Origin of the sequence: Paludibaculum fermentans (assembly GCF_015277775.1) — a bacterium.
In the GTDB taxonomy this organism is placed as follows: Bacteria; Acidobacteriota; Terriglobia; order Bryobacterales; family Bryobacteraceae; genus Paludibaculum; species Paludibaculum fermentans.
This window is the reverse complement of the sequence record NZ_CP063849.1, coordinates 4,108,495-4,122,932: the sequence shown is the minus strand read 5'-3', so window position 1 is coordinate 4,122,932 and position 14,438 is coordinate 4,108,495. Positions and strand designations below refer to the sequence as shown.

Annotated in this window: 11 protein-coding genes; 1 reads left to right on the top strand and 10 read right to left on the bottom strand. The window is 64.1% G+C overall.

All coding sequences use genetic code 11. The features are described from left to right. Positions 1-43: 43 nt before the first annotated feature. Genes IRI77_RS16080 through IRI77_RS16070 form a run of 3 tightly spaced genes read right to left on the bottom strand, consistent with a single transcriptional unit; the run spans position 44 to position 3,300 of the window. Complete coding sequence (locus IRI77_RS16080) at positions 44-1,090, bottom strand: hypothetical protein (protein ID WP_194453061.1); 1,047 nt, start codon at positions 1,088-1,090, stop codon at positions 44-46. 40 nt (positions 1,091-1,130) lie between these two features. Further along, positions 1,131-2,909 (bottom strand): M56 family metallopeptidase, encoded by a 1,779-nt coding sequence (locus IRI77_RS16075; RefSeq protein WP_194453060.1) that lies wholly within the window; start codon positions 2,907-2,909, stop codon positions 1,131-1,133. 1 nt (position 2,910) lies between these two features. Continuing rightward, positions 2,911-3,300: a BlaI/MecI/CopY family transcriptional regulator gene (locus IRI77_RS16070; protein WP_194453059.1), complete on the bottom strand. Its 390-nt coding sequence runs from the start codon at positions 3,298-3,300 to the stop codon at positions 2,911-2,913. Positions 3,301-3,446: 146 nt separating this feature from the next. Between IRI77_RS16070 and IRI77_RS16065 the strand changes: the two genes are divergently transcribed. Next, complete coding sequence (locus IRI77_RS16065; protein WP_194453058.1) at positions 3,447-4,169, top strand: YciI family protein; 723 nt, start codon at positions 3,447-3,449, stop codon at positions 4,167-4,169. Between the two features lie 58 nt (positions 4,170-4,227). On the opposite strand, the gene IRI77_RS16060 is transcribed toward IRI77_RS16065, so the two are convergent. From IRI77_RS16060 to IRI77_RS16030, 7 genes are all read right to left on the bottom strand, one after another. Beyond that, a complete protein-coding gene (locus IRI77_RS16060) occupies positions 4,228-4,755 on the bottom strand; it encodes a DUF2199 domain-containing protein (protein ID WP_228486758.1) in 528 nt (175 codons plus the stop codon). A gap of 114 nt (positions 4,756-4,869) precedes the next feature. Beyond that, the gene (locus tag IRI77_RS16055) at positions 4,870-6,459 is read right to left on the bottom strand and encodes a PQQ-dependent dehydrogenase, methanol/ethanol family (RefSeq protein WP_194453056.1); all 1,590 of its coding nucleotides are present in this window, start codon (positions 6,457-6,459) and stop codon (positions 4,870-4,872) included. Then, on the bottom strand, positions 6,456-7,220 hold the full coding sequence (locus IRI77_RS16050; protein WP_194453055.1) for a c-type cytochrome: 765 nt from the start codon (positions 7,218-7,220) through the stop codon (positions 6,456-6,458). The genes IRI77_RS16055 and IRI77_RS16050 overlap by 4 nt, the downstream gene beginning before the upstream one ends. 34 nt (positions 7,221-7,254) lie before the next feature. Next, the gene (locus IRI77_RS16045) at positions 7,255-8,142 is read right to left on the bottom strand and encodes a pseudouridine synthase (RefSeq protein ID WP_194453054.1); all 888 of its coding nucleotides are present in this window, start codon (positions 8,140-8,142) and stop codon (positions 7,255-7,257) included. Further along, positions 8,139-9,146, bottom strand: coding sequence for a tetratricopeptide repeat protein (locus tag IRI77_RS16040; protein ID WP_194453053.1), 1,008 nt, complete (start codon positions 9,144-9,146; stop codon positions 8,139-8,141). Before IRI77_RS16040 ends, IRI77_RS16045 begins: the two co-directional genes overlap by 4 nt. Next, positions 9,147-10,892 (bottom strand): hypothetical protein, encoded by a 1,746-nt coding sequence (locus IRI77_RS16035; RefSeq protein ID WP_194453052.1) that lies wholly within the window; start codon positions 10,890-10,892, stop codon positions 9,147-9,149. A 285-nt stretch (positions 10,893-11,177) separates the two neighbouring features. After that, positions 11,178-14,222, bottom strand: a complete 3,045-nt coding sequence (locus IRI77_RS16030) for a TonB-dependent receptor (protein ID WP_194453051.1) — start codon at positions 14,220-14,222, stop codon at positions 11,178-11,180. Positions 14,223-14,438: the final 216 nt, after the last annotated feature.

The window sequence follows — 14,438 nt, the reverse complement described above, 5'->3', positions numbered from 1 at the left end:
ATTCCGCTGTGCCCGCTCGTTGACACTCGCGCCTCTATTTGGGTCAGTCCATGATGCCGTGGATCTTCATCGACACCAGATCGTCGATCGAGGCTTTGCGGATGCCGCGGGCCTGGACCTTGCGGATGAATTCCGGGCTGACGCCATGGATGCGCATCGCCACAAGTTGGTCGATAGACGGATGTCCATAGCCCAGGTCGGAGACCTGCTTCATGAAGTCGGGGTTCACTCCGTGGATGCGCATGGCCACGAGCTGGTCGATGCTGGGGCGGCCGTAGCCGAGGTCCGCAGCCTGCTTCATGAACTCGGGCGTGACGCCGTGGATCCGCATGGCCACCATCTGATCCAGGGACGCTGAGTTGTAGCCCTGCTTCTTCAGGTCGCGTGCGAACTCGGGGGTCACTCCGTGAATGCGCAGGGCGACGAGGCTGTCCGGCTTGGGGTCGTAACCCATGTCCTTGAGGCTCTTCGCGAACTCGGCGGTGACGCCATGGATGCGCATGGCAACCAGGTTGTCCGCCGAGAGGTTGCTGGCGCCCAGGGTCTTCATCTCACGCACATACTGGCCGGTGACGTTATGAATGCGGAGGGCGAGGAGCATGTCCTTGTTCGGGATCTGCACTCCCTCGGCTTTCAGCTCCTTCACGAAGGCGGTGGAGACGTCGTGGAGCGCCATGGCGAAGACCAGGTCGTCGGAAAGGCCGTCGTAGCCCAGGCTGCGCATGTTCTTCAGGAACTCGGGGTTTTGCGTGAAGGTGAACGCTCCGCCGCCGCTGCCGGCCTGCAGGTTGCCGGTGCATTCGATGCGGCCGGCTTCGCGGGCGATGGCGAAGCGGACCGGGCTGGAAGCGGCTTTGAGCTGGGCGGCCGTCAGGCCGGTGAGTTGATCCAGCTTCCAGGAGTTGGAGCTGTTCATGTTGCTGTGCTCCGTCCGGCGGAAGAGCATCAGCTCCACTTCGCCGGCCTGGTTGGAGGGGCTGATGGCCCAGCCGCCCTGTAGGGTTTGTGCTGCTGAAGCATTCCGGAACGTGCCTGCGCAGAAGAGCGCGGCGGCGAACACACTGATCGCGAGTGTCCTGTTGGGAGTCATTGGTTTGTCCTTTCCGTGACCGGGTGGTGTAAGGGAGCCGCTATTCCTTGTCGAGCAGGCCGAACTGCTTCAACTTCACGATGCGGTCGAAGTCGAGGTCCTTGAAGCCGTGCTTCTGGGCCTGGCGGATGAACTCGGGCGTGATGTCGAAGATGCGCATCGCGATGATCCGGTCCGCGTTGAGGCCGTGGAAGCCGAGCGCCTCCATGGCCTTCACATCCGCGACGTTGGCGTTATGAATGCGGAGCGCGATCAGCTTGTCGAGGTCGAGATCCTGGACGCCGGCCTTTTTCCAGGAGGCGGCGAACTCGGGATCGATGCCATGGATGCGCATGGCGATCAACTGATCAAAGGTGGCCTTGCCGTAGCCCAGGCCATTCAGGGCTCGGGCCACGTCGGGCGTGAGTCCATGGATCTTCATGGCGACGGCATTGTCGGGATCGAGCTCATAGCCGAGTTGTTTCATCGAGTCGAGGCTGGCGGCATCAACGCCGTGGATTTTGAAAGACACGAGTTGATCGAGCGACGGGGACCAGCCGAGACTCTTCATCTCGCGGATGAACTCGGGCGTGACCCCGTGGATGCGCAGCGCGACGAGTTGATCGGGATCGGGCTGGTAGCCGGCGGCGCGGATCGACTGGATGAAGTCTCCGGTGACGCCGTGGATCTTGAACGCAACCATCTGGTCGATGGTGAGGTCCTTGACGCCGTTGCGTTCCAGGCTGTCGAGGAAGCTTTCGCCGTCCGCGCCAGACTGTTTTGGCGAAGCGCTGGTCTTGGGTGCCGGCTGAGCGGTGGGCTTGGGCGCCGGCTGGGCGGCCTGTGCGGCAAAGGGCAGGACCTTGGCGGAGACGTGAAGAGAGGGGGTGGCCCAGACGACCAGGGTCGCCGCGATCAGGCCGCAGGCGGTGAGCCAGAGCGCGGCCGGTGCGGTGCGGGCGGGCTGAGGCAGGATCAGGCGTTCAATGCGCTTGAGCAGGGAGCCGCCATTGGCGGCCATGGCTAGCGCGGGCATCTGAAAGCGGAGCTGTTCGAGGTCAGCCAAGGCGCGGGCGTAGACGACGGCGTCGCCACAGACCTGCACGGCGATGTCGTCGCAGCAGTGTTCGCGCTCCTGCCGCATGCAGCGGCCCACCCACCAGACGGCGGGGTGATAGAAGAAGAGGGTTTCGACGGAGGTCTGGAGCAGGTTGATGAGGTAGTCGTGGCGGCGGATGTGGGCCAGCTCGTGGGCGAGAAGGGCTTCGACTTGGCCGGGCGTCAATTGGGTGAGCGCGCTGACCGGGATCAGGATCACCGGCCGGAGCCAGCCGACGACGGCGGGCACGTCGGCGATGGCCGATTCGTAGAGGCGGATGGGGCGGCGCAGACGGAGGCGTTGCGCGAGGAGCTGGACGCTGCGCTGCCACTGCTGTTCGACCGGGCGGATGGCGATGCGGCGGTAGCGCTGGAGGATGGTCCACTGGCCCAGCATGCGGAGGCTGAGGAGGAGGACGCCGGCCATCCAGGCGTAGGCGAGCCAGGGGAGGTAGTCCCGGCTGGAGGCAGCTAAGGCTTGCGCTGTGTGCACCGTGGGCGCGAGAGCGGCCGTGAACGAGCCTGTGCTGGAGATGGCGGCAGGCGCGGTTGCGGTGGGCGCCAGGTAGAAGAAGGTGACGAGTCCACTCAGCGGCATGGCCAGCATCGCGCTTGCGGCGGCGGCATAGCGGGCTCGGGCGGATGACGAGGCGAGGAAGCGCTGCGCCAGGGCGAAGAGGAGCGCGAGCAGGGTTCCCTGCCAGAGGAAGTGGAGGAGGGTCCAGGCCAGTGTGTTCAACATGTCAGCGCCTTCCTTTCTCAGCTTGATCGAGCAGACGGCGGATCTGATCCAACTCGCCGGGAGTGGCGCGGTTGCTTTCGAGGGCGCGCATGGCGAGTTCCAGGGCCGAGCCGCCAAAGGCGCGCTGGGCGAGGTCGCGGACGAGTTCGCTCTGGGTGGCTTCGCGGGGGACGGCCGATTCGTAGAGGTGGACGCGGTGCTGTTCGCGGCGGGTGATCAGTCCTTTGTCCATCATGATCTGCATGAACTTCAATACGGTGGTGTAGCCCGTTGGTTTCCTGAGAGAGAGCTCTTCGTGAACTTCGCGAACAGTGGCGGCGCCTTTGTCCCAGAGGACGCCGAGGATTTCGAGTTCGGAGTCTGTGGGGCGGGAGCTGCTGGGTCGTGGCATGAGTTGAGGTTATTACGAATACTTTCGTGTGTCAACGAAGTTATTCGTAACAAAATCGACTGGGCGTGCGGGCGGGCCGGAGGATGGAAGCGCAGTGTGCGAAAAGTTGATTTCTGAAGTGGCGGTGTCCGGTGATAATGGGCTCTATGCTTTACCGCCGTACCGCTCTCGCCGTGCTGGGCCTGGGGCTCGGACTGGGTTCCTTCGTCTCGGGTCAATCGAGTTCTGCCGCCCATTCGGGCCGGGTCTATCAGGTGGTCTTCCTGAAGCGGAATCCCGCCCGGACTACGTTGAGTAAAGAAGAGGGCGAGCGGATCCAGGCTGCCCACATGGCCAATATCCACGCCATGGCCGACCGGGGTGTGCTGGTGTCGGCGGGTCCGTTCGAGGACAAGCCTTCCGTGATCAGCGGCGTGTTCTTCTTCAACACACCGACGATGGAGGAGGCGAGGAAGATCGCGGAGGCGGATCCGACCGTGGTGGAGCATCGCAATACGGTGGAGGTGTTTTCGTGGCATGGTCCGGCGGGCCTGGGCGAGGAATACAAGCGGCTGCACAAGGAGAATCCGGCGACTCCGGAGGACATGGGCGTGCATCCGTTCGTGATCCTGCGGCGGGCTGGGCAAGGGCTGGACACGGCGGTGATGGCGAAGCACTCGGCCTATTGGGCCGGGCTGCGGGGCTCCGGGAAAGTGTTGGCGGCCGGCGCCGTGGATGGGGATGTTTCGGCGGTGGGGCTGGTGATCTTCGATCGGATTGCGGATGCCGAGGCGGCGAAGCTGGTGGCGGAGGATCCGGCGGTGAGCGGCGGAGTGCTGACGGTGGAGGCGCACCGCTGGTGGTCGGCGGCGCATGTGTTTCCGAAGTGAGGTGGACCGGTATTATCCCGCGTGACCCGAGTCCGCTTCGAGAGCGACTCCAGTCAAGTCAGTAAGGACAGTGCAGTAGTTTCACCGCCAGTTCGACGGCAGCTTGTTCCGATATTCCTGTCGCTTGCGCCAGGGACAGTGGGTGCTCCGTTTCCTCGAGCACAAACAGCGGGCGCTCTCCAACAGGTCGCAGGACGATCCGTAGCTTCAAATTGAGGCAGTCCTCGTAGCAAGCGGAAAGCGAATTGGCGAGCCGTCCCTTGAATGGCCCATGAAGTTGTTGGCGACCAACTTCCTCCCAGCTTTCCGAGATCTCGTCGAAATCCGTTTCGTGAAGGATGGCCCACAGGCCCCAAAGAAAGACCTCTCGCGAGCCAATTAGCGGTATCTCCAGACATCCTCGGAGGAAGAACCATTTCCCATCGATAATGCACTGATCCGAACCGATCACAGCCCTGGTCTCCCTGTCCGATTCGCTCATGTTCGCGTACATGTCTGGGGAATCGGCTGCGAAGCTCATCGGTACTTCGTCGTGAATCTGCCCGCAGGTGTGGCACCGGTATCGATGGTGTTCTGGTTCGGCCAATACGGCTCCCAGTTCTCAATGTACAATGGCGGCGCGGCAGGGGTCTGTAATGTCTGTTCGGTCGCTGCAAACCATCGAAAACTGCCAGCCAAGGAGCCGGTTTCTTGGTCCTGCCTACGGCAGGCTCAGTGTGATCAGCGCGGCTCCTGAGGCGATGGTCACATACTGCTTGCCGTTCACCATGTACGTGATGGGAGCCGTGGCGATCTCCGCACCCGTCTGAAGTCTCCATAGCAACTGGCCCGATTTCGCGTCCAGTGCTACCAGGTAACCGTCGGCGTCTCCCGCAAAGACCAGGCCGCCCGTGGTCGACATCGTGCCGCCCCAGCCGGCATGGTAGAACTTGAACTCCCATTTGCCTTCGCCGGTCAACGGATCCAGCGCCTTCACCACGCCCCATTCCTTCTCGTCGCTCACGCCTCGCGTCGCCGTGCCCCAGTAGGCTTTGCCTTCCACGAACTTCGGCGGGCTGCTGAAGTAGATGTCGCATTGCTCACGGTATGGCACGTAGAAGAGCTGCAAGTCCGGGTTGTAGGAGGGCGCCATCCAGTTGGCTCCTCCGGCCAGGCCGGGGCAGAGACGGGTGCCCTGCTCGCTGGGTTCGGTGTTGGGGAGCGGCGTGGGGCGGCCCTTGGCGTCGAACTCCTTCAGCCAGGTCTGGCGGGCGTAGGATTTGGCCATCAGGAATTCGCCGGTGGTGCGGTCCAGCACGTAGAAGAACGCGTTGCGGTTGGCCTGCACGAGGAGCTTGCGCATCTGGCCCTTCCAGGGGAGGTCCAGCAGCATCGGGGTCTCGTTGGCGTCCCAGTCGTGCGTGTCGTGCGGAGAGAACTGGTAGTGCCATTTCATCTTGCCCGTATTGGGATCGATGGCCACGACGGAGCACGAATACAGGTTGTCGCCCAGGCGATCGCCGCCGTAGAGGTCGGGTCCAGGGTTGCCGACCCCCCAGTAGACTGTGTCGAGATCGGGGTCGTAGGTGCCGGTCATCCAGGTGGGCGCGCCGCCGCGTTTCCAGGAGTCCGCTTGCCAGGAGTCGCCGCCGGGTTCGCCTTTTTCGGGGATCGTGTAGAGGCGCCAGGCGCGCTGGCCGGACTTGGCGTCGTAGGCGTCGATGAAGCCCCGGATGCCGAATTCGCCGCCGCCGACCCCGACGATTATCCTGTCCTTGACGGCCAGCGGCGCGAGCGTGATGCTGTAGCCCGCCTTGGCCGAGGCCACTTCCGTGTTCCAGAGGAGCTGCCCGTTCCTGCTGTCGAGGCAGACCAGATGGCCGTCGACCGTGCCCATGTAGAGCTTGTCGTTGAGGATCGCCAGGCCGCGGTTCAGGCCGTCGGCCGTGCCTTCCGCCGGCTTGTATTGGTAGTGCCAGAGCTGGCGTCCGCTGCGGGCGTCCACCGAAAAGGCGTGGCCGTTCTGGGCGGTGAAGAACATGACTCCGTCGACGACCAGCGGGACGGTTTCGAAGCGGCCGGTGGTGGGGATCTGGAAGATCCAGTCGACGCGGAGATTCCTGACGTTGACCGTGTTGACCTGGTTCAGGGCACGGTGGCGCACGCCCTTGTAGTCGCCGAAGTAGGTGAGCCAGTTCTGCGGCTCGTCCAGGGCCTTGACGATGCGGGCGGCGGGGACGTCGACGGGGTAAGGCGAGTTCTGGGCCAGCGCGGCGGCCGCCAGGAACAGGGCGGGGCAGACGGGTCTCATCGGATGCCCTCCGCTTGCTTGGTCTGATTGCCGGCGGGGCCGCCGTGCAGGGAGGCGAGATAGGCGACGAGGTCGTCGAGGTCTTTCGGCGGCAGGTTGTAGGGCGGCATGAGGGAGCGGGGCGCGTCCTGGACGGTTTGGACCTCGTCCTTCTGGAAGAGGCGGAACTTCTGGGTGAGGTCGCGGAGTTGGACGCTGAAGGTGTCCTCGTTGATGCGGATGCCGGAGACGCGCGTGCCGTCGCGCAGGGTGACGATGACGCCCTGGTACTCGGGCATGATGTCGGCGGCGGGTTTGGTGAGGGATTCGCGGAGGTAAGCGGCGGAGCGGCCGGCGCCGACGCGGCTGAGGTCGGGTCCAAAGACGCTGCCTTCACTGCCGAGGCGGTGGCACATGGCGCATTTGTTGGCCTGGTAGAGGACGGCGCCGCGGGCGCGATCGCCGGGCATGGCCTGGCCTCCGGCCGAGCGGCTGGAGAGCGACTTCACGTAGAGGACAAGGTCAGTGAGGGACGGCTCCTCGAAGTTGCCGAAGCCGGGCATCTGCGAGCCAGGGACGCCTTTGGTGATGACGCGGCGGAGACTGGCCTCGTCGCGGCCGTGGACGGATTGCGCGGTGGTGAGGTTGGGTCCGCGGCCGCCCTCGCCGGTGGTGCCATGGCAGAACGCACAGTTTGAGACGAAGGCGGCCCGGCCTGCCGCCAAGTCACCGGATTGCGCCCAGAGGGCGCCGGCAGCCATCCACAACAGCAAGAGACGCATACCGATCTCGTCCTCTTTCTAATGGTTCGCGGACTTATTCCTGGGGTTCTTCCTGAATGGGCTCTTCCGGGACTACCGAATGTTGGCCGGCGCGTTCGCGGGCTTCGCCCTTGTTGGGCGGGCGCTCGGTGCGGCCTCCGCCGGCTTTGCGCAGCTGGCGGATCTCGTCGGGTGTCAGGTGGCGCCAACTGCCGATGTTGAGGTCCATGATGCGGACGGCGCCGATGGCGACGCGGACCAGCTTGAGAACCTTGCTGTCGAGCGCCTCCACCATGCGGCGCACCTGGCGGTTGCGGCCCTCGGTGATGGTGATCTCGAAGAAGGTGCGGGTCTCGGAGTCGCGGATGCGCTTCACCTTAGCGGGGCGCGTGGGACCGTCCTTCAGCTCCAGGCCGTTGCGGAGCTGGTCCAACTGCTCGTCGGTGAGGAGCGTGGAGGACTTCACCAGATAGGTCTTCGGGACGTGGTGGTCGGGGTTGGTGATGTACTCGGCGAAGTCGGTGTCGTTGGTGAGGATGAGCAGGCCGGAGGTGTCCTGGTCGAGGCGGCCGACGGGGAAGACCCACTGGTCGAGGTCTGTCAACAGGTTATAGACCGTGGGGCGGCCATCGGGGTCGCGATAGGTGGTGAGGAAGCCCTTGGGTTTGTAGAGGAGAAGATGCAGGCGCTTCTCGGTGCGCAGGGGGCGGCCGTCGAGGCTGATCTTGTCGTGATCGATGGAGACCCAGTGGTCGGGATCCTTGATGGGTTTGCCGTTGACTTTGACGCGGCCGCGAACGATCCAGTCGGCGGCTTCGGTGCGCGAGCAGATGCCAGCCTTGGACAGGACGCGGTCCAAAGTCTTCAGCGTGGACTGCTTTTTGGTAGCGGATTTCGGCGGAGCCGGAACGACCGGCCGTTTTTCGGGCTTACGATGCCTCAAGAATGAGATTGTACCCCGAAGTAGCCCACAGCCAATGAAGGATCGGCCTGGACGGCTCTGCGGAAGTGCAGCCGGGCGAGCTCAATTTCGCCGCAAGCCTGCCAGGCTTGGGCGAGGCGGAGGGAGAGCGGGGCGGAGACCTGGCCCAGGGCTCGGACGGCACGGTCGTGGCGTTCGGCGGCGTCCAGGTCGCCCTGCGCGAGGGCGAGGGCGGCCAGGGCGAGCAGGGAGTCTGTGCCGGTGGGTTCGGCGCTGGATGAGGCTTCAAAGGCCTGTTGGGCCAGTTCCGGCTGGGCCAGATTCAGGTGGCAGAGACCCATGTGGTAGGCGGCGAGGGGGCGGTTGGCGTCGTCGCCCATGGCGCGGTCAAGGCTTTCGATTGCTTCGGCGCAGGCGCCCATACGCAGCTGGAGCAGGCCGAGCCGCAGCCAGGCTTCAAAGAGGTTCGGCGAGGCGGAAGTGGCGCGTTTGTACCAGTAGACGGCCTCTGAGTCGCAGCCGGAGGCTTCCAGCAGCCAGGCGAGGCGGTAGAGCGGAGCGGGCTCGCTGGGGCTGATGGCGCAGGCATGCGTGAGCATGGCGATGGCCTCGGCGGTTTCGCCCTGCGATTCGAGGATGAGGGCTTGGTTGTAGCGGGGTTGCCAGGCGGCGGTGTCGGAGAGGGCGGCGCGGCGGTAGAGGTCGGAGGCGTCGTCGAGCAGGCCTTCCTGGTGCCGGAGGTAGCCCAGGGCCAGCAGGGTTTCGGTGTGGTCTGGCGAGTTGCGGAGGCTCTGCTCCAGCAAGCGGATGGCTTCCGGTGAATTGCCCTTCTCGAGGGCATCCAGCGCTTCGGCGAGCAGGGATTCGACAGCCGTAGTCGTGCGTTCGGGGGCGGTCGTGGGGGCCACGCCTTCCAGTTGGAAGGAGCCTGGGGCGAGAGGCGTGAGGTAGCGGGTGCCGGGCGTGGAGCCGGCCGAGGCGGACTTCTGATTCAACGGGATGACGCGGGCGGATTGCGCGGACATTTAGGCTTGCCACCTCCCGATCTGGAGTTGGGGCCGGGCTGCCGGAGCCGGGATCGAAGTGCGTAGGGCGAAGACGAAGGCGGGGCCGGGAATGTCTGGAATCCGGGTATAGCCCACGTCTCCATAGGCTTGCGGGAGAACCAGGAACCGGCGCCACAGGGTTCTGGGATGGCAGCGGGCGCGGAACTTGTGCGGTGCGGCCGGGACCAGGTCTTCGGAGGGATCGCCCTGACAATCGACGAAGGGCATTCCACAGGAGAGTTCGGCCTGAAACCGCGGCTGGTTGCCGGCGATCAGTAGGGTCGGGCGCAGGCTAGAGTATTCAGGAACGAGTTGGACGCTGGGGATAGAGGACACCTTCAGCAGCCCGCCCAGGTCGACGAGAGCGCTGAAGAGAGGCGGCGGTAATTCCCGCCAGGTGAGTCCGGATTCGACGATTCGCGGTGCGGCGTAGGCGTAGGTCTGGGCTACGGAGGCTGGAACCGCGCCTGTCGGGGCGAGCCCGAGCGGTGTCAAGCCCTGTGCGGCCATCGGCCATGCGGGCATGGCGCCGGAAGGGAGGGAAGCGGGCCGGCCGGCCGGCGGTTGGGAAACGACGCCGGGGACACCGGCGGGCGCGCTGGTCAGGTAGGGCATACCCGCCATGGGCGGCGCCGCGAGGTTCAGCCCGACGGGTTGCGGCAGCGGGACTCCGGCCATGGAGGGCGCCGGCATCTGCATGACTGTCGGCTGCGGGGCTGTCAGGGGCAGGTTGCCGGGCGGGATGGGCTGCGCCATCATGCCACCGGGCGCCATGGGTTGCCCGAACATTCCACTGGGGGGCATGGTCTGCCCAGGAGGCATGCCGCCGGGCGGCATCGGTTGTCCAGAAGGCCCGCCAGCGGGTGGAGGCTGCGCCATCATGCCACCCATGGAGTCAGGTGGCGGCATGGGCCCAGCCTGACCGGCAGCGCCGCCCATGGGCATGGCGTTCTGCGGTTGGTGGGTCATCTGGCGTGACGGAGGAACTATGGCCCAATTCGCCCAGGGTGCGCTGATGGGGTAAGCGGAGAGGACTGGGGCCAGATCCGGCACTGTGGCCGCCAGCGCCTCGGCCATCCAGCCCCAGGCGTGCTCCTGAATCCACTGTTGAGTCGTCTTGCCCACGGCATAGCGCCGCGCATCTTCGGCGGCGGTGCGGAGGGGATCCACAGGCACCCGGATGGACGACATGGGCATGTGGCCCTGCAGGCGCCGCAGAACATGCTGGGGGAGAATGGCCGGGAATGACGTGGCCAGCAATACGCCCTGAGGGCCTTGCTGAGGCTGTTCTCCAAGCTGTACCCAGAGGTACTTATCGCTATCTTCCTTTTCCTTGCTGGCTGCCAGGGCGCTGGGCGGAAGGCCTTCGATGTCGGCCATCTTGCTGAAAATGCGCCACTGCTGGGACTTGGTCTTCTTTTCCGGGGCGTCTTCGGCGGGCTTGGGCTGGGGAATCTCAACCAGCGGGTCCGGATCGGCCTCGAAAACGAAGATGGCCTCAGGCGGATCTGGTTGTTCGATCGCGGGCGGCTGGCCGGCGGCGGTTTCGGCTTCCGGCGTGGATGACTTGTAGAGCGTGGGGATGCGGCGGAGGTCTTTGACAATCTGCTCGTTGAGGCGAACGAGGTCGACGGCGAACTCGTCCTTGTGTTCCTTAGAACAGAAGTCACCGAAGCGCCAACGCTCCAGAATCCCGATCCGTGCTCCACAGAATCTACATTTCATCGGTTTAGCCTGCGCGGTAGCCTGGATGACCTTTCTTTGGGGTCCTCCGGCTCAATGTGAGATCTGAGAAGAGGATCCGCACCGCGTCCCGTACTGCTATTTGAACAGCAGTGTCTACTGGTGTAAATCGGCGGATAGCTTTAGCACTTTAGACATGGACGTCCCAATTAGGTCAGTTCTGGTGAGATCTTCCGTAGGTGGTACGGCGGGGCGTCGGGTCCTACGCAAAAAGGCCCTGGGACTCCAGTAGGAGCCTCAGGGCCTTAGGTACTACGTTGGTCTGACCTAGAAGACGAACTTGACCATCACGCGGCCGGTGAAACCGGGGTTGAAGAGGTCGGCCATCCCGTAGCGCGGATCGTAGGGATCCTTGCCCGTGGAGGCGATGGACTTCAACATGCCCAGGTAGTCATAGCCGTTGAAAAGATTGGTGTTCGTCAGATCCAGGGCCGAGGCGGGGTCGCCACTGGCGTTGCCGCGGTTCAGCTGGTTGAAGGTGTGGCGGGAGGTCTTCTGGTTGAATACGTTCTGCGCATTGAACTCGAAGCGGAGGCGCTTGGTTTCGCCGAACTTGAGCTCGTGTCCTACGACTAGGTCGGTCTGGGTGAGGAGCGGGCTGCGGCCCATGGAGCCGCGGCCTTCGACGAACAGCGGAATGCGCTGGCGCTGCATGACCACGGTGCTCATCGGGGTGCCGCTGCCGCCATAGAAGAACCCGCCGACGTCGGTGCCCCACTTGAACTTATAGCTGCCGTAGGCCTTGAACACGTGCGGGCGGTCGGTGGCCAGGCGGCCGGTCACGAAGTTGCCGTGCGCGTCGAACAGGTACTGGTCGAGATCCCAGGCGCGGCTGCCGGTGCTGCCCGGACGGGCGATGCTGCCGCCGGACTGCTGGGTGGTGGCCGAGGAGGTGCCGGTGGTGGGGGTGCGGATTTCATCCGAATTGCCCAGGCCGGCGTAGTTGCCGTAGAGGCGGCTGTAGACGTAGTTGGCCGAAGCGAAGAAGCGATTGGAGAAGCGCTTGTTGATGGAGAGTTCCAGGGCGTCGTAATCGCGCTGCGGCTTGGGGGTGTCGAACACCGGGGTGGCGGTGCTGGTGGCGAACTTCTTCGCGTCGCCTTCGCCGGGGTTGGCGAAGATGTAGGTTTCGCTGCCGTTCACCAGGGCGCCCATGTCTTCGATGGTGCGGACGAGGTGGTTGCGGACGTAACCGGCGCGGACAACCAGCGAATTGGAGAGCATGTACTCGACGCCGGCGTTGTAGATGTCGGTGGACATCGGCTTCAGGTCTTTCGCCACGGCATCGAAGCTGGCCAGGCGGCGGTCTTCATAGTCGCCGAAGGGCCAGATGTTGCGGCCGGGCATATTGACGCCGCTGAGCGAGAAGACGTCGGTGGTGTCGAGCGCGCGGTATTTGACGGTCCAGAAGTCGCCGCCGAAGGTGCCGCGCGAGGTCTCATACTTCACCCAGTCGTAGTAACGGCCGTAGCTGGCGTACACCTTGAGCTTGCCTTTGCCGGTGACATCCCAGCTAAGTCCGAGGCGGGGCGACAGCTTCTGCGAGAAGCCAAACGAGAAGGCGTCGTCGCGGACCGCGCGATTGAAGGAGGGGACGTGCTCGTTCTCAGTGCGCAGGCCGAGAGTGAGGCTGAGGCGGGGTGTCAGACGCCAGTGATCCTGGATGTACATGTTCACCATGCGTCCGCCGGTGCCGCCGCGCGTGCCGGTGTTGTCCACCTCGTAGTAGCCATACTTGCCGCCGTCGGTGCCGCCGCCAGGGATATTGAGGGGAGTGCCCCAGTAGACCCAGACATAGCCGCCGCCCGGATAGGAGACGTCGACGGAGTTGACGTTCTTCTGAACGCCGGCGCCGATCTTGATGTCATGGCTGCCCAGGAAGCCGGTGAGGAACTTGCTGAAGTCGCCCTGGAAGTAGGTGCGCGTGGTGATGTCGTAGAAGGTCTGCTGCGTGCGCGGGGTGTTGAGATAGCCCGCGGCCTGCTGCAGGTTGGCCGGAACGTCGGGGATCCCGACGCTGGAGGTCTGGTAGGTGACGCTCGCTGTCGTGGGAATGCCCCAGGTGCGGAAGTTGTCCCAGAAACGCCCGCCGCGGAAGCTGAGCAGCGAGGTGCTGGAGATGGTCCAGTCCACCTGGCCGCTGTAGTTGCTCTGCGGCTGCGTCCAGCCCTGCGTCTTCAGGGGCGCGTTGGCCGCCTTGGAGGAGATGACCGCGTTACCGTAGCCGTTGTAGGCGGGCAGGATGCCCGTGTTCTTGGTGGGCGTCCACAACCAACTGGCGGTGACGCGAACGTTCTTGGCCGCATTCCAGCTTGCCTTATTGAAGAGCTGCTGGCTGGTCACCTTGTTCTCGATGGTGTCGCGCTCTGTGCCGCTGCTGAAGAGGTAGGTGTTCTCGCGGCGCACAAACTGCGGGGAGTAGGAGGAGAAGAACCACAGGCGGTCCTTCACCAGGTAGCCACCCAGTGATCCGCCGAATTCATGCTGGTTGTTGGGGTTCTTCGAGTCCTGCTGGTAGGAAGGATTGACGCCGGCGTTGGAATAGGGGTTGAGCAGCAGGAGGCGCTCGACAGGGCCCGCGGCGATGCCGCTGCCGCCGTAGAAGTAGTGAGCCTCGCCATGGAACTGGTTGCCGCCCGACTTCGTGATGGCGCTGACCACACCGCCCAGGGCGCCGCCGTATTCGGCGTCGATGCCGCCGGTCTTCACCTGCACTTCCTGCAGGAACTCAAAAGCGCCGTTCTGGCGCGACCGGCCATCCACCAGGCTGTTCGTGGACACGCCGTCCACAAAGAACTGATTCTCGGCGCCGCTGGCGCCATTGATCTGGAAGCCGCCCTCAATCTGGCCCGAATTCACGCCGGGCGAGAGCAGGACAACCGACTGGAAGCTGCGGGCCTTGGGCAGCAGGTTGAACTCTTCGGCGGTCACGTTGGAGGAGATGGTGACGCCGCCGGTGTCGATGAGCGGAGCAGCTTCCGTGACCTGCACCGCCTGCTGCGTCGCACCGATTTCCAGCACCGCATCAGCCGTGGTTTCGCGGCCCAGGGAGAGCGAGACTTCCTTGAGGTCGACGCGGGCAAAGCCCGTCTTCTCGAAACGGATCTCATAGCGGCCGGGCTCGAGATTGCGGGCAATGTAGATGCCCGTGTCGTTAGTCTCTACCGAGTTGGGACGACCGGTTTCGGAGTTTAACAAAGTAACAGAAACACCGGGGATGACTGATCCGGATGCGTCCTTCACAACACCACGAATGGTGCTGAAGCGCTCCTGCGCCATCATCAGCGTTCCCATCAGAACGGCGAGCGCCATTGCGCCTCGCGCGATTTGATGAAACGGATGTGAGTGTATTCTCATTGTTGACCTGTAATCGAAATACTTTTTCAGGGGAGATCCCAGACGGACGAGCCCGTTTCAACAGGGACCACAGGCATAGGATGGGAATCGGACGACCCTGAAACGCAATCGTATTGTCACAGGTTTTTCGTTGAATAAGTATCAAATCTTGGCCGCATTACAGGGAATGTT

What these genes read in the sequence shown, in the direction of transcription:
- IRI77_RS16080 (WP_194453061.1), bottom strand. Translation starts at nt 1,090, where the DNA reads ATGACTCCCAACAGGACACTCGCGATCAGTGTGTTCGCCGCCGCGCTC.
- IRI77_RS16075 (WP_194453060.1), bottom strand. Translation starts at nt 2,909, where the DNA reads ATGTTGAACACACTGGCCTGGACCCTCCTCCACTTCCTCTGGCAGGGA.
- IRI77_RS16070 (WP_194453059.1), bottom strand. Translation starts at nt 3,300, where the DNA reads ATGCCACGACCCAGCAGCTCCCGCCCCACAGACTCCGAACTCGAAATC.
- IRI77_RS16065 (WP_194453058.1), top strand. Translation starts at nt 3,447, where the DNA reads ATGCTTTACCGCCGTACCGCTCTCGCCGTGCTGGGCCTGGGGCTCGGA.
- IRI77_RS16055 (WP_194453056.1), bottom strand. Translation starts at nt 6,459, where the DNA reads ATGAGACCCGTCTGCCCCGCCCTGTTCCTGGCGGCCGCCGCGCTGGCC.
- IRI77_RS16050 (WP_194453055.1), bottom strand. Translation starts at nt 7,220, where the DNA reads ATGCGTCTCTTGCTGTTGTGGATGGCTGCCGGCGCCCTCTGGGCGCAA.
- IRI77_RS16040 (WP_194453053.1), bottom strand. Translation starts at nt 9,146, where the DNA reads ATGTCCGCGCAATCCGCCCGCGTCATCCCGTTGAATCAGAAGTCCGCC.
- IRI77_RS16035 (WP_194453052.1), bottom strand. Translation starts at nt 10,892, where the DNA reads ATGAAATGTAGATTCTGTGGAGCACGGATCGGGATTCTGGAGCGTTGG.
- IRI77_RS16030 (WP_194453051.1), bottom strand. Translation starts at nt 14,222, where the DNA reads ATGGCGCTCGCCGTTCTGATGGGAACGCTGATGATGGCGCAGGAGCGC.